The sequence below is a fragment of the Flavobacterium flevense genome, assembly GCF_900142775.1.
Lineage (GTDB): Bacteria > Bacteroidota > Bacteroidia > Flavobacteriales > Flavobacteriaceae > Flavobacterium > Flavobacterium flevense.
Genome location: NZ_FRCC01000002.1, coordinates 1 through 25,779, shown reverse-complemented (window position 1 = coordinate 25,779; position 25,779 = coordinate 1). Strand labels below are relative to the sequence as shown.

General features: G+C 35.1%; 16 protein-coding genes. 8 read left to right on the top strand and 8 right to left on the bottom strand.

The features are described 5' to 3' along the window. Positions 1 to 52: 52 nt before the first annotated feature. The 5 genes from BUB89_RS03300 to phoU all read left to right on the top strand — a co-directional run bounded on the left by BUB89_RS03300 (position 53) and on the right by phoU (position 4,747). Positions 53 to 916, top strand: a complete 864-nt coding sequence (locus tag BUB89_RS03300) for a PstS family phosphate ABC transporter substrate-binding protein (protein ID WP_073241949.1) — start codon at positions 53 to 55, stop codon at positions 914 to 916. A 169-nt stretch (positions 917 to 1,085) separates the two neighbouring features. After that, entirely contained in the window at positions 1,086 to 2,294 is a 1,209-nt protein-coding gene (pstC, locus tag BUB89_RS03295) for a phosphate ABC transporter permease subunit PstC (protein WP_234982513.1), read from the top strand. 2 nt (positions 2,295 to 2,296) lie between these two features. Next, on the top strand, positions 2,297 to 3,178 hold the full coding sequence (gene pstA, locus BUB89_RS03290; protein ID WP_073241918.1) for a phosphate ABC transporter permease PstA: 882 nt from the start codon (positions 2,297 to 2,299) through the stop codon (positions 3,176 to 3,178). A gap of 103 nt (positions 3,179 to 3,281) precedes the next feature. Continuing rightward, complete coding sequence (gene pstB / locus BUB89_RS03285) at positions 3,282 to 4,034, top strand: phosphate ABC transporter ATP-binding protein PstB (RefSeq protein WP_073241916.1); 753 nt, start codon at positions 3,282 to 3,284, stop codon at positions 4,032 to 4,034. A 44-nt stretch (positions 4,035 to 4,078) separates the two neighbouring features. Continuing rightward, entirely contained in the window at positions 4,079 to 4,747 is a 669-nt protein-coding gene (gene phoU, locus BUB89_RS03280) for a phosphate signaling complex protein PhoU (protein WP_073241914.1), read from the top strand. Between the two features lie 58 nt (positions 4,748 to 4,805). On the opposite strand, the gene BUB89_RS03275 is transcribed toward phoU, so the two are convergent. Then, positions 4,806 to 5,444: a response regulator transcription factor gene (locus BUB89_RS03275; protein WP_073241912.1), complete on the bottom strand. Its 639-nt coding sequence runs from the start codon at positions 5,442 to 5,444 to the stop codon at positions 4,806 to 4,808. A gap of 11 nt (positions 5,445 to 5,455) precedes the next feature. Beyond that, on the bottom strand, positions 5,456 to 6,871 hold the full coding sequence (locus BUB89_RS03270; RefSeq protein WP_073241911.1) for a sensor histidine kinase: 1,416 nt from the start codon (positions 6,869 to 6,871) through the stop codon (positions 5,456 to 5,458). Between the two features lie 415 nt (positions 6,872 to 7,286). Between BUB89_RS03270 and BUB89_RS03265 the strand changes: the two genes are divergently transcribed. The 3 genes from BUB89_RS03265 to BUB89_RS03255 are packed head-to-tail and all read left to right on the top strand — an operon-like array spanning position 7,287 to position 18,400. Further along, on the top strand, positions 7,287 to 15,470 hold the full coding sequence (locus tag BUB89_RS03265) for a DUF7507 domain-containing protein (RefSeq protein WP_073241909.1): 8,184 nt from the start codon (positions 7,287 to 7,289) through the stop codon (positions 15,468 to 15,470). A gap of 56 nt (positions 15,471 to 15,526) precedes the next feature. Further along, positions 15,527 to 16,441 (top strand): PorP/SprF family type IX secretion system membrane protein, encoded by a 915-nt coding sequence (locus BUB89_RS03260; RefSeq protein ID WP_073241907.1) that lies wholly within the window; start codon positions 15,527 to 15,529, stop codon positions 16,439 to 16,441. Between the two features lie 12 nt (positions 16,442 to 16,453). Next, a complete protein-coding gene (locus tag BUB89_RS03255; RefSeq protein WP_073241905.1) occupies positions 16,454 to 18,400 on the top strand; it encodes an OmpA family protein in 1,947 nt (648 codons plus the stop codon). A gap of 139 nt (positions 18,401 to 18,539) precedes the next feature. Here the strand turns inward: BUB89_RS03255 and BUB89_RS03250 are convergent, their stop codons facing one another. The 6 genes from BUB89_RS03250 to BUB89_RS03220 all read right to left on the bottom strand — a co-directional run. Further along, a complete protein-coding gene (locus BUB89_RS03250) occupies positions 18,540 to 18,998 on the bottom strand; it encodes a hypothetical protein (protein WP_073241903.1) in 459 nt (152 codons plus the stop codon). Between the two features lie 109 nt (positions 18,999 to 19,107). Further along, complete coding sequence (locus BUB89_RS03245) at positions 19,108 to 19,479, bottom strand: hypothetical protein (protein WP_073241901.1); 372 nt, start codon at positions 19,477 to 19,479, stop codon at positions 19,108 to 19,110. A 993-nt stretch (positions 19,480 to 20,472) separates the two neighbouring features. Beyond that, positions 20,473 to 20,976 (bottom strand): outer membrane beta-barrel protein, encoded by a 504-nt coding sequence (locus BUB89_RS03235; protein WP_073241897.1) that lies wholly within the window; start codon positions 20,974 to 20,976, stop codon positions 20,473 to 20,475. Between the two features lie 357 nt (positions 20,977 to 21,333). Beyond that, complete coding sequence (locus BUB89_RS03230; RefSeq protein ID WP_073241895.1) at positions 21,334 to 23,280, bottom strand: OmpA family protein; 1,947 nt, start codon at positions 23,278 to 23,280, stop codon at positions 21,334 to 21,336. Between the two features lie 12 nt (positions 23,281 to 23,292). Continuing rightward, positions 23,293 to 24,222 carry a PorP/SprF family type IX secretion system membrane protein gene (locus BUB89_RS03225; protein ID WP_073242954.1) on the bottom strand — a complete coding sequence of 310 codons (930 nt, stop codon included), beginning with the start codon at positions 24,220 to 24,222 and terminating at the stop codon, positions 23,293 to 23,295. A gap of 57 nt (positions 24,223 to 24,279) precedes the next feature. After that, a partial coding sequence (locus BUB89_RS03220) for a T9SS type B sorting domain-containing protein (RefSeq protein WP_143161157.1) occupies positions 24,280 to 25,779 on the bottom strand: 1,500 nt, incomplete at its 5' end.

Sequence of the window (25,779 nt, the reverse complement as noted above, 5' to 3'; positions counted from 1 at the left end):
ACAGACTTAATATTAGGAGGTTACTTTTGCAACAAAATTAATTTAAAACAAAATGAAAAAAACAAAATTATTTTTGATTTTACCTTTAATAGGTATGTTGAGTTGTGGTAAGGCTAAAACTGAAGACAAAGCTTCAGAGGATAATGCAGCAGCTGTTTCGGTAACTATAAAAGGAAGTGATACTGTTTTGCCATTAGCTCAAAAAGAAGCTGAAGATTTGATGAAATCAGACAAAAACGTAAGTATTACAGTTGTAGGTGGTGGATCAGGAGTAGGAATTACTGCCCTTGTTGACGGAACTACAGATATTGCTATGGCGTCGAGAGATTTAAAAACCGAAGAAAAATTAAAATTTTCTGAGGAGAAAAAAGAAATCGAACAAGTAATCATTGCTTTTGATGCATTAACAGTTATTGTTAATCCGGCTAATAAAGTATCACAGTTAACACGTGAACAATTAGAGAAAATTTTCACGGGTGAAATTAAAAACTGGAAAGAAGTAGGTGGCGCTGATGAAAAAATCGTAGCCTATTCAAGAGAATCATCTTCAGGAACGTATGAGTTTTTTAAAGAAGAAGTAATGGAAAAGAAAAACTATGCAACTGATGTATTGAGCTTACCGGCTACGGGTGCGATTGTTCAGGCAGTTAGTCAGACTAAAGGTGCTATTGGTTATATTGGTTTAGCTTATGAAACTAAAGAAGTAAAACAATTAGGAGTTTCTTATGATCAGGGTAAAACTTTTATCGAGCCATCTGTAGCAAGTGCTAAAGATAAAACCTATCCTATTTCAAGACCTTTGTTTTACATGTTTGATAAAACCAATGCTGCTAAAGTAAAATCAATTGTTGATTATGCACTTTCTGAGCAAGGTCAAAAAACAGTTTCTGATATTGGATATATTCCATTAAACTAATAAAGGTTGTTATTCTGTATTAAAAAAGGTTATCATTATCGGTAGCCTTTTTTATTGATTATTTTCTAAAAATACAATCGCTTAACATTAAGTTAACCTAAACATAATCACTACAGAACGTTGTTTGCTTAAAGCCGCTGTAGTTTTGCGAAAAATAAAAGATACTGATTTGAAAACAAATTTGAAACAGCTAAAAGAAAAAATCATTGAAACGATTTTAATGCTGAGCGGTGCAGCTACGAGTATAACAGTAGTTTTGATTGTCTTTTTTTTATTTATTGAAGGTGCCGGTGTTTTTAACAGAAAACCAATTGATGACGGATTTATATTAGCAGTAAATGCTACGAATCAGGTTAAAGGACTTCATCCGTCACAGATTAAAGATATTTTTGATAAAAAAATAACGAATTGGAATCAGGTAGGAGGGGATGACAGACCTATTGTTCTGTTTCGAACAAGTGATATTACCGATTATTATACGGAAGAAGAATTAGGTCCTGATTTTGAATATTTCCCTGAAAAAATCAACGAGTTAATCCAGAAACAACCCGGGATAATTGCCTTTTTTTCTGATAAATATAAGTCGGATCAATTTGTTGGAAAAGAGTTAGATATTGATAAAATCAAGGTTTGGGAATTTTTGTCTGGCGAAGAGTGGTTTCCTACTGCCCAGCCTATTGCTCAAATGGGTGTCAAGCCTTTGATTTACGGAACTTTGTGGGTGAGTTTTGGTGCTATTTTATTGGCTTTGCCTATTGGATTAGCGGCCGCAATTTACCTTAGTGAAATTGCTACAAAAAGAACCCGTAGTTTATTAAAACCTTTAATCGAATTATTAGCAGGAATTCCATCGGTAGTCTATGGTTTTTTTGGATTAGTAGTTATTGTTCCTTTAATACAAAGTACTTTTAATTTGCCTGTAGGCGAAACAGCTTTAGCAGGAAGTGTGGTCTTGGCCATTATGGCTTTGCCTACCATTATTACCATTTCTGAAGATGCCATGCGTAATACGCCACGTGCTATGAAAGAAGCCAGTTTAGCACTTGGAGCCAGTAAGTGGCAAACTATTTATAAAGTGGTAATGCCTTATTCGGCTTCGGGAATTACAGCCGGAGCAATTTTAGGAATCGGAAGGGCTATAGGAGAAACAATGGCTGTTTTAATGGTTACCGGAAACGCAGCAGTGATTCCGCATACTCTTTTAGCACCGGTACGAACTATTCCTGCAACTATTGCTGCCGAACTGGGTGAAGCGCCAAATGGTGGTTTGCATTACGAAGCTTTGTTTGCTTTAGGTTGTATTTTATTCTTAATCACCTTTGGGATTAATATGTTAGTCGAATTAGTCACTAACAGAAAATCACACAAAAAACATTAATAATGAATTCAAAAAATAATAAATTAGCCCGTAAAAAAAGAATCAGTCAAAACATTGCTTTTGGGATTTTTACTGCTATCAGTTATGCTATTGTCGCTCTTTTATTTGTTATATTAGCTTTTATTGTTATAAAAGGAATCAGTGTAATCAGCTGGGAGTTTATTACAGCAATGCCAAGTGAAGGAATGACCGAAGGCGGAATTTTTCCGGCTATTGTGGGTACACTTTGTCTGGTTTTTGCCAGTATGGTTTTTGCTTTTCCGGTAGGTGTTTTAGCCGCTATTTATATGAATGAATATGTAAAAGACGGTTGGATCAAAAAAATAATTAAGCAAATGACTAATAATCTTGCCGGAGTTCCATCGATTGTTTTTGGGTTATTCGGGATGTCATTGTTTGTGAATCAACTTGGTTTTGGAGATTCTATTCTGGCGGGTGGTTTAACCTTAGGATTGCTGGTACTTCCAGTAGTGATAAGAACAACTGAAGAATCTTTGAAAGCAGTAGATGCTACTTTTAGACAAGCCAGTTTAGGTTTAGGAGCTTCTAAATGGCAAACTACCAGTAAAGTAGTTTTACCCATTGCGTTTCCTAATATCATTACCGGTCTGATTCTTTCAATTGGAAGGGTTTCGGGAGAAACAGCTCCTATTTTATTCACCGTAGCAGCTTATTTTTTGCCTAAATTACCTTCTTCTATTTTTGATCAGGCTATGGCATTGCCGTACCATTTATATGTAATTGCAACCAGTGGAACTAATATTGAAAAGTCCCGTGCAATGGCTTATGGAACAGCTCTTATCTTAATTTTAATTGTATTAATTTCTAATTTATTAGCAAATGCACTTCGTAAATATTACGGAAAAAAAGTAAAAATGAATTAATACTGTTTGTTAGAAAAGGCAACAGCATATTGAAACAAATAAATAATACAACGGCATTATACCAGGATTAGCTGGTTTATAAAGTAAAAGTAAAAAGTATAACATGCACAAAATAGAATCCAGAAACGTAGACTTTTTTTACGGAGAAACTCAGGCCTTACACGATATCTCTTTGTCGATGAAGGAAAATACCGTTACGGCGCTTATTGGTCCTTCGGGATGTGGGAAATCTACTTACCTGCGTTTATTGAATCGAATGAACGATTTGATTGATAATACCCGAATGGAAGGAAGTATCCTGATTGATCAGAAAGATATTTATCTTAAAAATACGAATGTAGATGATTTGAGAAAGAACGTAGGAATGGTTTTTCAAAAGCCAAATCCTTTTCCTAAAACCATCTATGAAAATGTTGCATACGGTTTAAGAGTAAACGGTATTGAGGATAAAAAAATTATCGAAGAAAGAGTCGTTACTTCTATTGAGCAGGTAGCGCTATGGGATGAGGTAAAAGATAAATTAAAAAAATCGGCATTTGAATTATCCGGTGGGCAGCAACAGCGTTTATGTATTGCCCGTGCATTAGCTATTCAGCCTTCTGTTTTATTGATGGATGAACCTACTTCGGCATTAGATCCTATTTCGACTTCTAAAATTGAAGAATTAATTCACGAATTAAAAAATCAATATACCATTGTTATTGTAACGCATAATATGCAACAAGCAGCCCGTGTGAGTGATAACACTGCTTTTTTCTATATGGGGAAACTGATTGAATACGATAAGACAAAAACAATTTTTACAAAACCGGCAATAAAGCAAACTGAAGATTATATAACAGGAAGATTTGGTTAATTTTTATATATTACCATCAGTTAGCAACTTTTAAATTTAATACAATGGCATCACACTTCGAAATAGAATTAGAAAAGCTTAAAAATGTAATCATCAAGATAGGTAATCTTGCCGAGTCTCAATTGAGCGAAGCTGTAAAAGCCTTGCTTTCTGAGCCTATGGCCGAAAAGAAAGAGGTAAAGAAAACAGAAGAAAAAATCGATAAACTGGATGTGAAAATAGATGAGATTTGTCAGACTATCTTTGCCCTGCAACAGCCTGTAGCTTCTGATTTACGATTTATTATGGCTTCTATGCAAATTAGTAATGAGATTGAAAGAATAGGGGATTTAGCAATGAGTGTTATCAAAAACTCAAAAAATATTAAAGACAAGCATGATTTAATAATAAAATTTAATGTGTCTGAATTAGCTAAGCAGGTAGAACAGATTACTGTAAAAATGAATCAGTGTTTTCTGGACAGAAGTGAAACCACAATAGGGGAGATTTTTGTTCTTAATAACAGCATTAAAAAAGGCACTGATGATACCATTCATAATTTAATGAACGAAATGAAATCCAATTCAAAGGCTGTTGTTTCAGGAATGAATTTAGTGATGGTTTTAAAACATTTAGAACGCATTTCAGAGCATTGTACTAACATTGCTGAGCATGTTCATTTTATGATTAAAGCGAAGATCATCAAACATGAAAAATTTGATGACAGACAATAATAAATGGATTTAGTATACTATTTAAGCCAGGTTTTTCGATAAAGAAGCCTGGCTTTTTTTAATTGTCTAATCCTAAGGATTTGTTGAATAAAGTAATGAGTTCTACAATATTTTTGATGTGTAATTTATTGAAAATCTTGTTTTTATGAGTACTTACAGTGGTGAGCTGAATACTGAGTTTGTTCGCTATCTCAATATTTCCGTCGCCCTGAACCAGCAATTCTGATATTTCTCTTTCCCGTTTGGACAGTTTGTCTAAAGGATTAATACTTTCTTTATTTGTAGAAGCTTTTACTAAATCTTTTATAATATCAGGAGTTAAATAATTGCCTGTTTTTAAAATAGAATCTACCGCATTAGTCAATTTTTTTTTGTCACTCAGTTTATTGAGATAGCCATTTGCTCCGGCAATAACATAGGGACAGGCGTGTGTTTCTTCCTCATATACTGAAAAAATGAGTATCTTAACTCCATCCTGTATATCTCTTATTTGTTCAATCATAGCAGTATTACGACCGCCCGGAATATTGATGTCTAATATGATTAAATCAAATTTTTTCTCTTTTAATACGGTTAAGGTTTCATTGTAATTTTCGGCGGTTGTGATAGAAATATTTTTGAATTTCTCTTCTAATATGATGGAGACACCAGTTCTTACAACTAAATGGTCGTCAACTATAAGGATTTCTTTTTGCATAGCTTAAATAGTTAAGTTAAAGACTTGTTTTGTTTTAAATTGATATCAATGGTAACGGTTGTTCCTTTGTTGTCAGGGTTTGAAAAAAATGAAATATCTCCTTTAAGGATAATTAATAATTCTAAAACAAGATGCAAACCGATACCATAAGTGCTTAGAATTAGTTTTTCAGTATCTCTGTTTTTAAACAGATTATTATAATAATCGATAATATCCTGACTCATTCCTGATCCGGTATCTTTGACCCAATAGCTTATATTTTCGGAATTGATATGAGCACCTATTTCTATAATGCCTGAAAAAGTATTTTTTACTGCATTGTCTATTAAATTATGAATGATTATAGAAATAATTCTGATGTTGAGGTCTGATTTTAAATTCAAATCTGTTTTATTGATGATTTTGGTACCATTATTAGCGGCTATTTCTTCAAAAAAGCTTCTTTTATTTTCAATTAAATCATAAACAGAATAAAGCGTCTGATTGTAATCCCGATCCTCAATGTATATTTTCGAATATTCTATTAGCGTTTTAGTAAATTCATAGAGTTGTGAGGAGGATTTGTAGATGGAATTTATATATTTAGTTAACGTTGTGTCTTTGGATTTCTTAGTATTGCTGCTCAGGTGCTTTGCAATTAACTGAATGTATTTTAACGGACTTCTAATATCGTGGCTTATCGTTCCTATTATTTTTTTATGTTGGATAATTTCAGAGTGTAAATCTTGTTTTGTTTTTTCTAAGTCATTAATTATAGCTTCCAGTTGTTCCTTTTGCTGGTTCAGCTGCTGTTTGGATTTTATTATTTTGCGTAGCATGGCGCTGTAATAAATACTTATGGAACCTATTATAATACAAATGAAGAATATGTTTGTTAAAAGCAGGTAGTATTTTACTGTCCGTGTTCCTTTTCCCAGAGAGTTAGAAAAATTATCTTCTTTGATTGCTATTTTTTTATTGATATTGTCCAGTATTTCCAGTGTTTTAATTTTGGTGGCGATATCAATTTCGTTGTTGTCTACTTTTTTCTTTAATTTATGAGCTACCTGATACAACTCCAGATTTAGTTCATCGGCACCTTTCCATTCCTGTATGGCTTCTTTAAAAAAAGAGAAATGTTTAAAATTTTTATAGAGCCAGACCATATCATCTAAGTCTTCTTCGGTATTTTTCCCTTCTCTGAATCCTTGTTTTATGGTTTCATTATCTAATTTGCCTTCTAATGCAATTCGTGCTTTGGCATCTCCAATTGGGACAGCAAGATTTGATTTAAAATTGGTCCAATATGCTTCTTTGGATGTAAAAATGTAATTAATTAAGTTGTTTGTAGCAATGTTGTGTCCTTTAGAATAGTGGGATTCTCCATTGACATAGGCTCTGGCGGCTGATAATGTTTTTATAGTATAAAAATTGATAACTATTAACATTGAGCAAGCGGTGAGTATTATAATTAAAAAAGTAATAGTATTTGCTTTTCCCTGTTTCAATTTTCAAAAAAAATAAGTTGGTTTGATTAATTGGTGTTAATGTAAGAAATCCAATGACATGGATAGCAATTTTTATCGATGTGATTGTAGTTCTTTACAAAGATAGCACTATAATCAAGTATTTTTTGTAAGAATAAATCTGTTTTGAAGTTGATTTTTAGCGATTTTTTAATAGTTTTTATTTTGTTAACTTATAGTTTTATGTCTAGCCAAAATAGGCATTTATCTCTATACTATCCTTTAATTTTGTCACTAAATCTTTATTACTGTTCGGTTTTATAATTTCTGTAATCCTATTATTCGGATTAAATAAACCTAAAATATAGATTTCAATCAAAATTAAACTCTTTGGATTATGAGAAAAAACTACCCAGATTTATCTAATCAAACCTTTACCGATATTAAAAAAACAAGAAACGTATTTCGTTCTCTTTTGTTGTTTATTGGTTTTATATTATTGTCTTTTAATTCTTACGGACAATGTAATGTTGAAGAACCGACACCGTTAATCTCAGTTTCCCCTGGTGATTTTACCGTTTCAAAAAACACTTTTGCAAATGGTCCTTTGGCTCTTTGTGTAGGATGTAGTTTAACCGGTGAATCTAATTTAATCGACGCCGATTTAACAAATTCAGCTACAGCCAGTTTTGGACTGTTAACGGTTAATTACAGCCATTCATTGAGAGTGACTGCTAATAATACGACTACTTATGCTGCAGGAACTTTTGCGGGATTTAAAATTGGTCCTAATGGTGGCTTACTCAGTTTAGATTTATTAAATGGTACAGTCATTAAAACCTATAACAATGGTGTGGAGCAAGAGTCTTTTTCAGGTGCTTCCTTATTAGGATTGTCATTATTATCTAGTCCGGGTCAGTATATAGTAGGTTTTAATACGACTACAGCTTTTGATGCAGTAGAAATAGTATTAAATGCCGGAGTAGGATTATTGACTACTACTAATGTATATCATGCGGTAGTAAGAGAATATTGTGCAGGTCCGGCTTTAGATTGTAATACGGTTGCAAGAATGAGTTTGCCTACTTATCCTGTAGCTATCAGTCAGGCTAATACAGGAATGTCAGGAGTAAGTGTGGGTAGTGTTGCGAATGTTGAAAATGCGATTAACTCTAATGATGCTGATTATGCAACCATTAATTTAACACTTGCTGTGGCCGGTTCAGGAAGTATTGCTATCAAAGATCAGATTACGGATTATGCTGCAGGAACCTATGCCGGTTTTGAAATAGAAAATACGGGTCTTTTAAATATAGCTGCTTTAGGGAATGTTGTGGTTGCTACTTATTTAAACGGAACTTTTCAGGAACAATTTAGCGGTAGTGATTTGGTTGCCAATGTTGGATTACTCCCTTCGGCAGGTCGTTTTAAATTAGGATTTGTTAGTACTCTGGATTTTGATGAAGTAAAATTATCGTTGAATCAAACTGTGGGTTTAAATCTTGGAACAACGAGAGTGTATGGAGCTGTTTTTCAAAAATTTTGTGCAGGACCAGCTTTAGATTGTAATACAAAAACAGCTTTAACAGCACCAACATTTCCGGTTTATGTAAACAATGTAAATTCAGGGATTAATGGGGTGCTTTGTGCTTTATGTGATGTCGTTAATCAGGATAATTTAATAGATGCTGACCCTGATAATTATGCAGAAGTTAATCTGGCAGTAGGATTAGGAACAACCGGAAGTTTATCTGTAAAAGAACAAATTACAGATTATCCGGCAGGAACTTTTGCAGGTTATATGGTAGAGAATCCAAATTTGCTTGATGTTGATGCATTGGGTGCGGTACGAGTAACCACTTTTTTAAATGGTGTTCAACAGGAGACAAAAACAGGTAATGGTCCATTAGTGGCTATTGGTAGTGACTTACTGGGAGGATCAGGAAGAACAACGATTGGTTTTGTATCTACAACAGCTTTTGATGAAGTTCAGATTACTTTTGAAAATTTAGTTTCAGTCAATTTAGGAGTGGTTAGAGTTTATAATGCTGTATTTGAAAGATTTTGTGCGGGACCGGCTTTAGATTGTAATACAAAAACAGCTTTGACTTCGCCAACCTATCCGGTATATATTAATAGTGATAACACCGGTATTGATGGGGTGCTTTGCGCTTTATGTACCGTTGTGAATCAGGATAATTTAATAGATGCTGATCTTACTAATTATGCCGAAGTGAATTTGTCAGTAGGAGTAGGGACAACCGGAAGTTTATCTGTTAAAGAACAAATTACAGATTATCCGGCAGGAACTTTTGCAGGTTATACCATAGAAAATCCCAATTTATTAACTGTAGGTGCTCTGGATGCCGTAAGAATAACAACTTATTTAAACGGAGTTCAGCAGGAAACAAAAACAGGAAACGGACCTTTAGTGTCTGTTGGTACTGATTTGTTAGTTGGTACGGGAAAAAACACTGTAGGTTTTGTTTCTACAATGCCTTTTGACGAAGTTCAGATTACTTTTGAAAATTTAGCTTCTGTAAATTTAGGACAGGTAAGAGTCTATAATGCTGTTTTCCAGAGATTATGTGACCCTGTTGTTGAATGTAATGAAGATTATGTTTTATCAAATCCTGATTTTCCGGTTGTAATTAATGGAGACAGAACAGGAATTGACGGAGTTGCCTGCGTTTCATGTGCAGTAAATAATACCGATAACTTATTGACAGCCGATCAAACAGATTTTGCTAATATCACTTTGATTGCAGGAGTGGTTGGTTCCGGATCTGTTGCCGTAAAAGATCAGTTGTTTACTTATCCTCAAGGAACTTTTGCAGGATATGTTATCAGAGACCTTGGAACTTTAGCACAGGTTAATTTGCTTCAGTCATTGACCATCAGTACTTATAATGATAATGTTTTACAAGAATCCAGAACTGCAGGTCAATTAATTGATTTGTCTCTTTTAGGTATTGATATTTTAGGTTCAACACCGGGAGTATATAATATAGGTTTTAAAACAAGTTTAGCTTTTGATGAAATAAGGCTGACTTTGAATTCTGTAGCCAGTGTTATTAATTCGATTGATGTATATGGAGCATTTGTAAATACTTCAGAAAGTGACGGAGGACCGGGAAGTGGTTTAGAATGTAATTCTTCAGCAGTTACAATTACTAAAGACGGAACTTATGTAGATGCTAACAATGATGGAATTGCAAATGTGGGAGACCGAATTGATTATGTTTTTGATGTAAGAAATACCGGTTTTGAGACTTTAACAAATGTAACTGTGACGGATAATAATGCCACAGTAACAGGAACTCCGATAGCCAGTCTGGCTGCCGGTGCTAATGATACCACAAGTTATACAGCTACTTATATGATTACTCAGGCTGATATTGATGCAGGAGTGGTGTATAATTTAGCAACAGTTACTGCCACAACTAATGTGGGAACTACTATTACCGCCACTTCTACAGATCCTACACCTTGTGCGACTTGTCCGATAAATCCAGGCTGTACTGATTGTACCGCTACACCAATAGACCAAACTAATACTATTGCTTTGATCAAAACTGCCTCAGTAGGCGGAACAGGAGTTTTAGGTGATGTTATTACCTATACTTTTAGTGTAACCAATACAGGAAATACAACATTAACTAATGTTGTAGTAACTGACCCAATGCCAGGATTAACTATAACTGGAAACCCAATAGCTACATTAGCTCCGGGAGCTGTGAACACAAGTATCACAGGAACTTATATCATAACACAAGCTGATGTTGATGCTGGAAAGGTAACTAACTCGGCTTTAGTAACTGCTAAGGATCCGCAAAATAATAATGTAACTGATATTTCAGGGACAACTATTACAACTGATGATAATACAGAAACACCGGTAAATCAAACCCATTCAATTGCTCTGGTTAAAACCGGAAGTGTTGTTGGATCCGGGGGATTGGGTGAAACCATTACTTATACTTTTGCAGTAAAAAATACAGGAACAACAACACTTACAAATGTAGTTGTAACGGATCCATTAGTTGGTTTGACTATAACAGGAAACCCAATAGCAACTTTAGCACCGGGAGCTACTAATATAAGTATTAAAGGAACTTATGTTATTACGCAAGCTGATGTTGATGCAGGAAAAGTAACTAACTCAGCATTAGTAACCGCACAGGATCCACAGAATAATAATGTTACAGATATATCCGGAACCACTTTAATTACAGATGATGCTACTGAAACGCCAGTGGGTCAAAGATCAACAATTGCTTTGGTCAAAACTGCCTCAGTAGGCGGAACAGGAGTTTTAGGTGATGTTATTACGTATACTTTTGCAGTAACCAATACAGGAACTACAACCTTAACAGATATCATAGTAACTGACCCAATGTCAGGTTTAACTATAACTGGAAACCCAATAGCTACATTAGCACCAGGAGTTGAAGATACAACTATCACAGGAGAGTATACTATTACTCAGGCTGATGTTGATGCCGGGAAAGTAATTAATCAGGCAACCGTAACTGCCAATGATCCGTTAAATAATCCGGTTACTGATATTTCTGGAACTACAATTGGTACAAATGACAGTACTGAAACGCCGGTTAATCAAACCAATTCAGTTGCTTTAGTTAAAACAGCGGTTGCTGTTCCAGGAGGAATAAGAAATTTAGGAGATGTAATAACTTATAATTTTAGTATTACTAATACAGGAACTACAACATTGAAGAACATTGTAGTAAGCGATCCAATGGTTGGTTTAACTATAACAGGAAATTCAATACCTACTTTAGCACCAGGACTTACTAACAATACAAGTATCACAGGAACGTATGTAATTACTCAGGCAGATATTGATGCAGGAAATGTAACAAACTCAGCAACAGTAATTGCAAAAGATCCACAGAATAATAATGTTCAGGATACTTCTGGAACAGCGGTTGATAATAATGATGCTACAGAAACTCCGGTAACACAAACTCCGGCCATCGCCTTAGTAAAATCAGGAGTTTATAATGGCAATGCTACGAAAGCAGCAGTAGGTGATACAGTTACCTATACTTTTAGAGTTACCAATACTGGTAATACAACATTAAGTAATGTTGTAGTGACTGACCCAATGTCAGGATTGGTAATTACAGGTAATCCGATAGCTACTTTAGGAGTTGGAGTTTCAAATGCAACCATTAAAGGAACATATACAATTACACAAGCTGATATCGATGCAGGAAGTGTAACCAATACAGCTACTGTATTAGCTCAGGATCCGCAAAATGATAATGTTCAGGACACCTCTGGAACAGCGGTTGATAATAATGATGATACGGTAACAATTTTACAAAAATCTGCTTCGCTAGCCTTCGTTAAAACAGCGGTTTACAATGGTGATGCTACTAAAGCTGTTGTAGGAGATAAGATTACTTACACCTTTACAGTAACCAATACAGGAAATGTAACGGTAAATAATATTGTAATTAATGATGCCAAATTAGGAGTAACAGGATTGGCGCTGGTTCCATCCACTCTAGCACCTTTAGGAGAGGGAGTGATTACACAGGAATACACGATTACACAGGCAGATATTGATGCAGGAGTGGTTAGCAATACTGCAATTGCTATTGGTCAGGATCCGCAAGGAGTGAATGTTCAGGACATCTCCGGAACAGCAGTTGATAATGACAACAGCACCGAGACGACGATTCCGAAATCAGGATCATTAGCCTTTGTTAAAACAGCAGTTTATAATGGTAATGCGACTAAAGCTGTTGTAGGAGATAAGATAACCTACACATTTAGAGTAACCAATACAGGAAATGTAACCGTAAGTAATATTGTAATTAATGATGCCAAATTAGGAGTAACAGGATTGGCACTGGTTCCATCGACTCTAGCACCTTTAGGAGAAGGAGTGATTACACAAGAATACACGATTACTCAGGCTGATATTGATGCAGGAGTGGTTAGCAATACCGCAATCGCCATTGGTCAGGATCCGCAAGGAGTAAATGTTCAGGATATCTCCGGAACAGCAGTTGATAATGACACCAACACTGAGACTACTATTCCAAAATCAGCATCATTAGCCTTTGTTAAAACAGCGGTTTATAATGGTGATGCTACTAAAGCTGTTGTAGGAGATAAGATTACCTACACGTTTAGAGTAACCAATACAGGAAATGTAACCGTAAGCAATATTGTAATCAATGATGCCAAATTAGGAGCAACAGGATTGGCATTGGCTCCATCCACTCTAGGACCTTTAGGAGAAGGAGTGGTTACACAGGAATACACGATTACTCAGGCAGATATTGATGCAGGAGTGGTTAGCAATACTGCAATCGCCATTGGTCAGGATCCGCAAGGAGTGAATGTTCAGGATATATCGGGAACAGCAGTTGATAATGACACCAACACGGAGACGACGATTCCAAAATCAGGATCATTAGCCTTTGTTAAAACAGCGGTTTACAATGGTGATCCTACTAAAGCTGTTGTAGGAGATAAGATTACCTACACCTTTACAGTAACCAATACAGGAAATGTAACAGTAAGTAATATTGTAATCAATGATGCCAAATTAGGAACAACAGGATTGGCACTAGTTCCATCCACTTTAGCGCCATCTGCTACAGGAGTGGTTACACAGGAATACACGATTACTCAGGCAGATATTGATGCAGGAGTGGTTAGCAATACCGCAATTGCTATTGGTCAGGATCCGCAAGGAGTAAATGTTCAGGACATCTCCGGAACAGCAGTTGATAATGACACCAGCACCGAGACGACGATTCCAAAATCAGGATCATTAGCCTTTGTTAAAACAGCGGTTTATAATGGTAATGCTACTAAAGCTGTTGTAGGAGATAAGATTACCTACACCTTTAGAGTAACTAATACAGGAAATGTAACCGTAAGTAATATTGTAATCAATGATGCCAAATTAGGAACAACAGGATTGGCACTGGTTCCATCGACTCTAGCACCTTTAGGAGAAGGAGTGGTTACACAGGAATACACGATTACTCAGGCTGATATTGATGCAGGAGTGGTTAGCAATACCGCAATTGCTATTGGTCAGGATCCGCAAGGAGTGAATATTCAGGACATCTCCGGAACAGCAGTTGACAATGACACCAACACTGAGACTACTATTCCAAAATCAGGATCATTAGCCTTCGTTAAAACAGCAGTTTATAATGGTAATGCGACTAAAGCTGTTGTAGGAGATAAGATTACCTACACGTTTAGAGTAACTAATACAGGAAATGTAACCGTAAGCAATATTGTAATCAATGATGCCAAATTAGGAGCAACAGGATTGGCATTGGCTCCATCCACTCTAGGACCTTTAGGAGAAGGAGTGGTTACACAGGAATACACGATTACTCAGGCAGATATTGATGCAGGAAAAGTAACCAATACAGCTATTGCCATTGGTAAGGATCCGCAAGGAGTGAATGTTCAGGATATCTCCGGAACAGCAGTTGATAATGACAACAGCACCGAGACGACTATTCCAAAATCAGGATCATTAGCCTTCGTTAAAACAGCGGTTTATAATGGTAATGCTACCAAAGCTGTTGTGGGAGATAAGATTACCTACACCTTTACAGTAACCAATACAGGAAACGTAACGGTAAATAATATTGTAATCAATGATGCCAAATTAGGAGCAACAGCACTGGCATTGGTTCCATCCACTTTAGCACCATCTGCTACAGGAGTGGTAACACAGGAATACACGATTACTCAGGCTGATATTAATGCCAAAAAAGTAACCAATACTGCTATTGCAATCGGTAAGGATCCTCAAGGAACAGATGTTCAGGATATCTCAGGAACAGCAGTTAATAATGATGATGCAACAGTCACAGATTTACCGGAAAATGCACAAATCGCTTTACTGTTAAAAGGTATACTTCAGGATGAAAATCAAGATGGTCAGGCTCAGATAGGAGAGACTATTAAGTATAGTTATACAGTAATGAATATGGGAGATGTTCCATTGTCAAATATATGGATTGAAGATGAAATGGTTGGTCACGGAATGAGTGAAGGTTCAATTAGTTTAGCTGTTGGTGCTATTGATAATAGTACTTTCTCTTCAACTTATACTCTTACTCAGGCAGATATTATTGCAGGTAATGTTAGTAATCAGGCTATAGTTTTTGGTACAAGTCCTTTAGGTAAAGTCGTTCAGGATTTATCACATGAAACAAATCCTCTGGAAGATGGAGTTACTGTTGTAGGTGTGGATGGATGTGCATTAAATGTCTTTAATGCAGTTGCTCCAAATTCAGGATCAGAGTTTGAAAAAGTATTATACATAAGAGGTATAGATTGTTACCCGGATAATTCGGTTCAAATATTTGACCGTTGGGGAGTGAAGGTGTTTGAAGTAGATGGTTATGATAACAATACTAAAGCTTTTAGAGGAATATCTGAAGGAAGAGTAACAGTGAATCAGTCAAAAGGATTGCCAAACGGAACTTATTTCTATGTAATTAATTATGTAGATAAGGATGGCAAAGGGTTTAATAAATCAGGCTACCTGCATTTAATTAATGATTAATAAATGCAGAATACGAGAAAGAAAGGTTCTTTTAGAATAAAATTAAAATTAATAGTATGAAAACAAATTCTATAATAATACTTCTGTTGTTAGTAACGGTGTCTGGTTTTGCCCAACAAGATTCACAGTACACACATTATATGTATAATACCATCAATATCAATCCTGCTTATGCCGGTAGCCGCGGTGTAACAAGTATTTTTGGCTTGCATCGTACACAATGGGTGGGGCTGGATGGCGCACCCACTACAAATGCATTTTCTATAAATACACCTATACGAAATTCAAAATTGGGTCTTGGACTGTCTTTTGTAAATGATAAAATTGGAGCTTCGGATCAAAACAATATTTCGGCGGATTTATCTTATACCATTCCAACTTCTGAAAAGTATAATTTGTCTTTTGGTATTAAAGCTACAGCTAATTTACTGAATGTAGATTATACAAAATTAGATCGCTATAATGGAGGTAGTCCGGTGTTTCAAAACAATATTGATAATGAATTTTCTCCCAATATTGGAGCAGGTGTTTACTATCATTCGGATAAATTATATGTAGGTTTTTCGGTTCCAAACTTCTTAGATGTAAAACATTTTGATGACAATGCTTCGGCTGCTATTCAGGATAGAATGCATTATTATTTAATGGGAGGATATGTTTTTGATGTAAGTCCTACCGTAAAATTAAAACCAAGTGTTTTGACAAAAATGGTATCAGGAGCGCCTTTACAGGTGGATGTTTCTGCTAATGTGTTGTTACAGGATAAGTTTACATTGGGGCTTTCTTACCGATGGAGTGCTGCTGCAACAGCCATGGCAGGAATTCAGGTTACTGATGGATTGCTTATAGGATATAGCTATGATTTTGACACTACTAGTTTAGAAAATTATAATTCAGGTTCTCACGAAATATTTTTACGTTTTGAATTATTCAACATTCAAAAACGAATAATAACTCCAAGATTTTTCTAAAAAAAATAGCTTATGAAAAAGTATTACATATCAATATTGTTGTTTGGTTTTTTTGCTTTACAACTCTCAGCACAGGTTAATTCTGATAATAAAGCAGATAAAGAATACGATAGATTCGCTTACATTGATGCCATCAAGACATACGAACGTATGTATGAAAGAGGGTATAAGTCGCCGGATATGTTGTTAAAGTTAGCTAACGCATATTATTTTAATGGGGATTTAGAAAATGCAGCCAAGTATTATAAAGAGCTTTATGCTGCCGAAACCATCGTAAAACCGGAATTTTATTATCGTTTTGCTCAATCCTTAAAATCGATTAAGGAATATGAAAAAGCCGATGAAATGATGGCCCGTTTTAATAAAGAAAATGGAAATGATCTAAGAGCCAAATTAGCCTTAACCCAAAAGGATTATCTGGAAGTGATCAAAAAGAATTCCGGCAGATATATAATTGAAAATGCCGGAATCAATTCGGAGTATTCTGATTACGGAAGTTCTTATTACAAGGAAAATTTAGTTTTTACAACTGCCCGTGATACCGGAAATTTTGTAAAAAGAATGGATCCCTGGACAGGAGAAGGATTCACTAATTTGTATCAGTCAAGTATTGATGCTGATGGTTCTTTAAAAGACGTAAAAAGAGCATTCAAAAATTTGAATACTAAATTCCATGAGTCAACACCTGTTTTTACTAAAGACGGAACTACGGTTTACTTTACCAGAAATAACTACAACAATGGGAAAAGAGGTAAAAATGCTAATGAAACCACTTTGCTAAAAGTTTATAAAGCGACTTTAAAAGGGGAAAGTTGGGATGCTATTACTGAACTGCCTTTTAACAGCAATAATTACAGTGTGGCACATCCTGCTTTGAGTTTTGATGAAAAAACCATGTATTTTGCTTCGGATATGCCGGGAACTTTAGGTCAGTCAGATATTTATCAAGTGAGTATCAACGAAGATGGAACTTTCGGTACTCCGGAAAATTTAGGAAAAACAATCAATACTGAGGGTAGAGAAACCTTTCCTTTTAGTACAGAAAAAAACGAACTTTATTTTGCTTCTGACGGTCATCCCGGTTTAGGAGGGCTGGATGTTTTTGTTTCGAAAGCCAGACAGGACGGAAGCTTTAAAGAAGTTTTAAATGTAGGGGAGCCTTTAAACAGCTCTAAGGATGATTTTGGTTTTTTATTTAATACAAATACTAAAATAGGGTATGTTACTTCTAACAGAGACGGAGGATTAGGAGGAGATGATATCTATAAAGCAAAAGAAACCAGACCCATTGAATATCCTTGTGAACAATTTTTAGCGGGTACTGTTGCTGACGTAGAAACCGGCGAAATGATCGAAAATGCTAAAGTAAGTTTATACGATAGTAGTTATAAGCTTTTAAAATCAGCTACTACAAATGCTAAAGGGGAGTTTGATTTTGGCGAAGTGGACTGCGAAGCTAAATATTATATCAAAACAGAAAAAGAAGCTTACAATACTGACGAAATTTCAACCACAATCGCTGACAATACGGGGAAAACTATTGTTCCTGTAACTATTGAAAAAACACTTAAAAAAGTAACTGTTGGAGATGATATCGCTAAGGCTTTCGGAATCAAAATCATCTATTTTGATTTGAATAAATACAATATTCGTCCGGATGCAGCTTTGGAATTGTCTAAAATTCTGGATGTAATGGTGCAAAATCCAACAATTAAAATCGATATCCGTTCCCATACTGACAGTAGAAATACAGCAGCATATAATGAAAAACTTTCAGAAAGAAGAGCTGCTTCAACTAAAGAATGGTTGATTCAAAATGGTGTTAATCAATCCAGATTAACAGCTAAAGGATACGGTGAATCTCAGTTAGTCAATAAATGTGCTGACGGAGTTGAATGTACAGAAGAAGAACATCAAGCTAACAGAAGAAGTGAGTTTGTTATTGTTTCTATCCAATAACTAAGTTTTTAGTTAGGTTAGTTTTTGTATCGCTATCCTATAACGGGGGTTAATGAGGATAGCATTTTAAACACACTAATCGACCTTTATTTTGGTTGATTAGTGTTGTTTAATTTTAGACCTACATCAATATCTGTTTTTATTTTGTTTTTAGTTGTATGTCCTGAATGTAGGTTTTGTTTCCATTCGAATTGATGTAATACTTGCCGCCTTTGGCACCAGTATATACCTTTTTACCATTATAATTACCGGTAATTTTATCGGCTATTTTTGGCGCTTTTTCATTACTGATATTTTCTTTTACTCTTTTGCCAATTCCTTTACCTTCATCCTTAATTTTAGCATCAGCTTTATTTATTGCTGATTTTGCTTTCCCTTCGTTACCTTTTACAAAACCCTGATTTTCTCTTTTTTTACGATTAAATTCGTCTTTTTGCCTTTTTGCTTTTTTATCTATTTCGGCAACTTTCGCTTTAGACTGTTCAACAGATGGCGAGGCATTTACTTCTAATTTTCCTGTTTTTTTTAAAGTTACTTCTTGTGCAAAAGAAGCTGTAGATATTGCTGAGGCAATACATAATAAAAATAATTTTCTCATTTTTTTGTTTGTTATGGTTATGACAAATTTGTTTAAATAAAAATTAAAATATAGTAGAACAAATCCTTACACTATGTAGAATTAATTATAAAATCGGTCTTTAATCCCTTTAGTTTATTTTGGCTAGAGTAGGAGGCAGGCAAGAATTAAAATAATATTCTAATTCTCTAGTTAATTCAGATCGAATGACAGAAGTGTCAAGTAGAAATATGTCATCAACTTTTTTCATTTTTTTTAATATTTCTTCATTGAATGTACATACAATCAAAGGGATTCCCTTTTTATGCACTTTCTTTAAGTCCGATAATTCTTTCTCTGAATAAACTACAAATATTATTATCGAATAGTTTGTTAATGAATCAGTATTGAAATGATTGAAATTTCTATAGACATCAAAAGTGAAATTCGTTTTGAATTTATATTTTATAAATCTTGAAAAATATTTCTGGGGATCGTATATTAAACCTTTTTTTTTATCCATACCTCATGTCTCTTTACTATTCTGGTAACTTAGAATTTTCACCACTTAATGATTTTTTTGATATTCCGGCATTGATGTTTTATTATTATCAATACAGTTTTACTTCCGGACTTATCATAAACCCTATTTTTAGCTCATTTAGATTTGTTTAGTTTGGTCAGGATGAGATTTTAGCCTCAATTAGAAAATCTTAAATACTATTGTTAATTGTTAAAGTGGGTGATGTAATACTAAAAGGATAAATTCAAATAAAATAAAATCGATCTACAAATAGGGAACCAATTAAGGGAACCGGCTGTTTCTTTTGGTTTGCAGCATTCATGATGCCTAAAATCAAAAAGGTTATAATCCCAGTATTTAAAAGGGTAAATACTAATAACTGGGAAGAGATAATTGGAAATATAGTAAAGAATAAGACATTCAGAAATATGCTTAAAATACCTAATCCAAATGATTGTTTTAAATGATATTGAACCAATAAAGACCTATACCCACCATTATAATACATAGCAAAAGCAATTATCCATCCTATAATGGTAAAGTAGCTGATTATGGAGATTGTTTTTCTATTCATTTTTCATTTTCATTTTTAAAATTTTTGCATCACCTCTCCTCAAAATAGTCATCCTTTATTAAAAATTTACTGTAAATGTTTTTATTTGATTCTAGAATGGATTTTTTGATTAGATACATTCAGTTATGAGTAGGAGTTTGGATTATTCCTAAAGTTAAATTCATGTTGATCAGGAGGCAGGAAGACCCCAAAACTTCCATATCCGACCTAAACTGCCAAAAAAGCTTAAATCTGAGCCACCTGAAACAACAAGAATATAAGTAATCCAACTTATTTATATATAAATCAGTAACACATTGCAGCTTTCAATAATTATCTAAGCTGTTTATATTGCACATTCGATATTTAAAACCCCAAACCCACAATTACAGGGAAACTATAGTAGCTATGTAAGTAAGAAAGTCATTTTTTATATAGAATTACAATTTGTAAGTAATTCCAATTTTTGCTCCACTTGTAGCATTTCCGCCTCCTAGTTCTAAATTGACTCCAAATTTATCCGTAAAGAAATACCTGGCACCCAGCTGTGCTCCAAGTCCAATATCAGAATGGTCATTTCCTTTATACATGTCATTATCATAACTCCACACATAATAATTAAGACCTAGACCGGCATACAAATCCCATTTACTTGGCATTTTTAAAACACGATTGAAATGATAATTTCCGTTAACACCTATCCCAATTACCGAAGATTTATATTTGTTTGATCCGTATGTTTGACTATCGGAACGATAAGACAATTCACCCCCTAAAGTGATATCCTGATGAATTCCATAATCAAGACCTACATAAACTGGAGTACCCCATCCGGAAGTTCCAAATCCGGCGTTTAATTGCAGGCCTCCTTTTTCTAATGAACCTTGTGCAAAAGCACCTATTGAAACTAAGCATATAATTGCTAAAAGAATTTTATTTTTCATATTTTTTATTTTATCGATTTACTCATGGTGCTACTATTTTACGTTTCCTGTAATTGTAAAGATTAAGAGCTAGTAATCTAATTTCAAATTTAATTCCAACGAAACGAACAATCTGTAGAAAGCTTAATAGGGCTTTGTAGAACTATTTCTACAAGAAATTCCTCTAACAGATTTTTGTATGGATAAACGAATTATTTTAAATCACAATCACCCCAAAACACACAAATCTAAAATCGCTACAAAATGGTGTAGTAACAGCTAGTAATGCAAATTGACAATTGAATTTTTTATTGCTTTTAGTTTTTAATTTTCAAAATTGTAGAGTGAAATCACCAATCATCATCATTATATTAAAAACTACAATTTTGTAATAATAAATTCCGATCTTCTATTGGCTTGATGTTGTTCTTCGGTACAATCCGATTTATTGGTTGGTTCGCAACCGCAATCGTTCACTAATTGTGATTCTCCGTAGCCTCTTCCGGTAATTCTGGATTTGTTAATATCTTTTGATACTAACCAGGCGATAGTCGATTTGGCTCTTCGGTCAGATAAAGCCATATTGTATTTAGCTGTTTGGCGGCAATCGGTATGCGAGCGTACATCTATTTCCATCGTTGGATTTTGTTCTAAAACATCCAGTATTTTCGACAATTCCATTGCGGCATCTGTACGAATAAACGATTTATCTAAGTCAAAGTAAATAATTTTGATTTTAAAACATTTGGAAAGATCATCACCAATTGCCAATTTGCAAACTTCTTTTTCGAGTTCCATAGGCACAAAAGTTTTGCCTGATTCTTCTGCTGTCACTGTAGCGATTTCTATGGTAGTGTATTCTTCCTTTTCTGCCCTTAGATAGTATTTTTTTCCACAATCTACTTTCCCGAAATCAAATTTTCCCTGACTGTCGGTCATTGTTTCTTGCAGTTTTGTATATTTAGAATCAGACAAAGACACCTTGCTATTAGTTAATGGTAATCCTGTAATTTTATCGGTTACAATTCCTGATAACAACTGCTCGCATTCCAGCTTTTTAGTTTCTACAAATCGGTAGATATCATCATTTCCCTGGCCTCCATCTCTGTTGGATGTCACATAGCCGTATCGGGTTGAATTGTTGATTAAAAACCCAAAATCATCCATGGAGCTGTTTAATGGCTCTCCCACATTTTGTACCTCTTTATATCTTCCGTCTGCTTGTTCTTTGGTCACAAAAATATCTAATCCTCCAAGGCCAGGGTGTCCATCAGAGGCAAAGTACAATTCATTGTCAGGAGTTATCATAGGGAAAGTTTCTCTTCCCTCGGTATTGACAGTCCGACCTAAATTAGTTGGTGTTCCAAAACTTCCGTCGCTGTTTATAGCTACTTTATAAATATCAGATTGCCCAATAGTTCCGGGCATATTAGACGCAAAATACAAGGTCTTCTCATCGGCACTCAATGCCGGATGCGCTGTATTGTATTCATCGCTATTGAACGGCAACTCGATAATGTCTTTCCAATCGTCTCCATCTAGAGTGGCTTTGTATATTTTAAGCAAAGTGGTTTTATCGGCATCTTTACCTTTTTTACCATTCAGGAAATTATTTCTGGTAAAGTAAACTGTTTTTCCGTCTTTAGTAAATACGGGTGTCGACTCATGAAATTTAGTATTTAATTTTTTTCCAAATGGATTTGGGTTTGATAAACTTCCCTGATCGCCTATGTCGGCACTGTATAAATTGGTAAAACTTTCGCCTGTCCAGGTATGTTGTTTTTTGGATATGCCAATGGTATCTCTTGCCGAAGCAAATATTACTTTATTATTATAAAATGTACTTCCATAATCTGATTTGTTCGAATTAATTCCGGTGTTTTCAAGAGTATAACGTCCTGAATTTTTTTTAATTTCTGCCAAATAATCTTTTTGGGAAGCAGCTAATGCTGCTCTGCTGTCGTTACCGCTTTTTTGATTGAAGATTATCAACATTTCATCGGCCTTTTTGTATTCTTTTACGGCTTTAAGGGATTGTGCATAACGGTAATAATATTCAGGAGTTACTTCTTGTGTCAAAGAAAATAACTCTCCATAATATTTTGCAGCGTTATCTAATTCACCCTTGAAATAATAGGAATCGCCCAGTTTTTGCAACATATCAGCCGACTTATAGCCTTTTTCGAAAAGACGTTCATAGGTTTTTATGGCATCAACATAAGCATATTGGTCATATTCTTTGTCGGCTTTAGCTTCTTTTGCTTTTTGTGAATAGTTGTTCATTGTTATAATGAAAAACAGCATACTACATATAATTTTTTTCATAATGGGTCTTTTTTAGAAGAATCTTGGTGTAACTATTCTACTGTTGCGTGAGAACAATTCATAACGCAAAAATATTTCGTGGGAACCTGAATTGTAGTTGGATAATCTTGTGGTTTCTAAGTCATAACCATATCCTATAAACCAGTTGTCGTTCACCTGAAAGCCTGCCAAAGCACTCACGGCGGCACTCCATCTATAGGCAACACCGGCTACAAATTTCTCATTAATCATAAAATTACCCGAAATATCTACTTGTAGCGGTGCGCCTGCAACCATTTTTGTTAATAAGGAAGGCTTAAACTTAACATTTGGATTTAAATCAAACACATGGCCAGCGATTAAATAATAATGGATTTTTTCAGTCGCAACATGGCTGTTAGCCCCTGTGCTGGCATACCTGTCAAAGTGTTTGGTTTCTAATAGGTTGGGGGCAGATAGGCCAATATAGCTGTTGTCTGAATGCAAATACAATCCCACACCTATGTTAGGTGAAAATTTGTTGTCAATATTTGTATCAAATGCGTAATCGTTCTGATCGTATTTATTCAATTTTGTGAAATCTATATTAAGCAGATTTGCTGATGCTTTTAATCCAAAAGATAATTTGTATTTGTATGAAGTTTGAATTGTGTAGGAGAAATCTACCGCAATATTATTCTCGTCTGATGGCCCGATACGATCGTTGATGACAGACAAACCTAAACCCACATTGCTCCCGTTGATGGGTGTGTGGATCGAAGCGGTATTAGTCACCGGCGCTCCATCAAGTCCTACCCATTGGGTACGGTGTAAGGCAAATATGCTCATCGTTTCCCGTGATCCTGCGTAAGCCGGATTTACATTGATGGTGTTATACATGTACTGTGTGAACTGTGAGTCTTGCTGGGAATAACCTGCCATCGACATCATTAGTAAAACTGCTATTTTGATTTTTGCTCTCATCTCTTTTATTTTTAATCTTGAGGGAGAGAAATTCATTTCTCTCCCTCAAAAATTATTTTATTTTCTATTTAAATACAAGTACCCTGATTTTTCGTGTCCCTTAGATTCACTATCTCTGTATTTAAGGATATAGAAATAAGTTCCTGTAGGCAATCCTTCTGATTGTTTTATTGTTACACGACCTTCGGAGATACCTCTAAAAGCTTTGTCTGTATTGTTATATCCGCTTCTTTCGAATACTAATACTCCCCAACGATTGTATATTTCAACAGTGTTGTCCGGGTAACATTCCAGTCCTCGTATGTAAAAGACATCGTTATTTCCATCATCATTTGGAGATATCGCATTAAACACTTCTATTGTACATCCAGTTACACCAAGTACAGTAGAATCATCGGTCAAAACACTACTGCTATCAGATAAATCTTCAACAACATAATTCAATGGGCTTGTTCCAAAAGCAGTCGCTTGATTTGTTACACTTCCTAGCAAGAGATCTTCTTTAGTTAATGGGTAAGTCGCTGTAAATGTTGTACTGTCAGATTCGCCTATTCCTAATGTTATCGGTTCACCTGTAATCACTATACCAGGTAATAAATCCGTAATCCTAACATTGCTCAAAGGAACATTTCCGGTATTTGTAATTGTAAAACTATAGCTTATGGTTTCTCCTATTACTGCATATCCGTCGGCATGTTCATCGTTAAAATGAGCAGTTTTCACAATTGCAATTGATGGTCCTTCTACAAAGACACTCACTGTTGCAGTATCACAGAAAGTAGGATTTGCTTTGTCACATATTTGATATGTTACTAAATAGTTTCCTCCTGCTGTTCCTGCCGCTACATTCACGCTTCCATTCACAGGGTTTAATGTTACTCCTGTATTAGTAGTTGATACCTGAGTTAGATTCACAGTTGCTAATGTTGCCGGAATACCGTTAAGAGTATCGTTAGTTAATACATTTGATAATGATTGACCTCCTGTTATACCTGTTATTGGATTTCCTGTATCATTAGCTGCATCAATCAGAACGACTCTTACATAAGCTGTTGCTGTATCACAATTACCCGGTACTGCATCTACTTCACATAACTGATAGTTGATGGTGTAGTTTCCTGAAGGGGTATTTGGCGCTAAGCTCAATACACCTGTTGCATCAATACTCAATGGTCCTTCCGTTACCGGTGTTACATCGGTATTGTTTCCTGTAACTGGCACTCCATTCAAGGTGTCATTTTTTGTAACATCACCAACAATAGTTGCACTTGCAGCTGATTGAATGGTTGCAAATGGTGAAATTGCTGTTCCATCATCTTTTGCATCTATCGGGTTCAATACTGTTACAGTATCGGTTACCGAAGCACAATTTGCAGGGCTTACCGCCAATTCTGTTATCGGATTTACCTCACAGATGGTGTAGGTGATAGGGTAAGTTCCCGATGGAGTATTTGGTGCTAAGGTCAATACACCTGCGGCATCAATACTCAATGGTCCTGCTATTACTGGTGTTACATCCGTATTCTCTGGTGTTACCGGCACTCCGTTTAAGGTGTC

Coding starts and splice junctions, on each gene's coding strand:
- BUB89_RS03300 (WP_073241949.1), top strand. CDS start 53: ATGAAAAAAACAAAATTATTTTTGATTTTACCTTTAATAGGTATGTTG.
- pstA (WP_073241918.1), top strand. CDS start 2,297: ATGAATTCAAAAAATAATAAATTAGCCCGTAAAAAAAGAATCAGTCAA.
- pstB (WP_073241916.1), top strand. CDS start 3,282: ATGCACAAAATAGAATCCAGAAACGTAGACTTTTTTTACGGAGAAACT.
- phoU (WP_073241914.1), top strand. CDS start 4,079: ATGGCATCACACTTCGAAATAGAATTAGAAAAGCTTAAAAATGTAATC.
- BUB89_RS03275 (WP_073241912.1), bottom strand. CDS start 5,444: ATGCAAAAAGAAATCCTTATAGTTGACGACCATTTAGTTGTAAGAACT.
- BUB89_RS03270 (WP_073241911.1), bottom strand. CDS start 6,871: ATGTTAATAGTTATCAATTTTTATACTATAAAAACATTATCAGCCGCC.
- BUB89_RS03265 (WP_073241909.1), top strand. CDS start 7,287: ATGAGAAAAAACTACCCAGATTTATCTAATCAAACCTTTACCGATATT.
- BUB89_RS03260 (WP_073241907.1), top strand. CDS start 15,527: ATGAAAACAAATTCTATAATAATACTTCTGTTGTTAGTAACGGTGTCT.
- BUB89_RS03255 (WP_073241905.1), top strand. CDS start 16,454: ATGAAAAAGTATTACATATCAATATTGTTGTTTGGTTTTTTTGCTTTA.
- BUB89_RS03250 (WP_073241903.1), bottom strand. CDS start 18,998: ATGAGAAAATTATTTTTATTATGTATTGCCTCAGCAATATCTACAGCT.
- BUB89_RS03245 (WP_073241901.1), bottom strand. CDS start 19,479: ATGGATAAAAAAAAAGGTTTAATATACGATCCCCAGAAATATTTTTCA.
- BUB89_RS03235 (WP_073241897.1), bottom strand. CDS start 20,976: ATGAAAAATAAAATTCTTTTAGCAATTATATGCTTAGTTTCAATAGGT.
- BUB89_RS03230 (WP_073241895.1), bottom strand. CDS start 23,280: ATGAAAAAAATTATATGTAGTATGCTGTTTTTCATTATAACAATGAAC.
- BUB89_RS03225 (WP_073242954.1), bottom strand. CDS start 24,222: ATGAGAGCAAAAATCAAAATAGCAGTTTTACTAATGATGTCGATGGCA.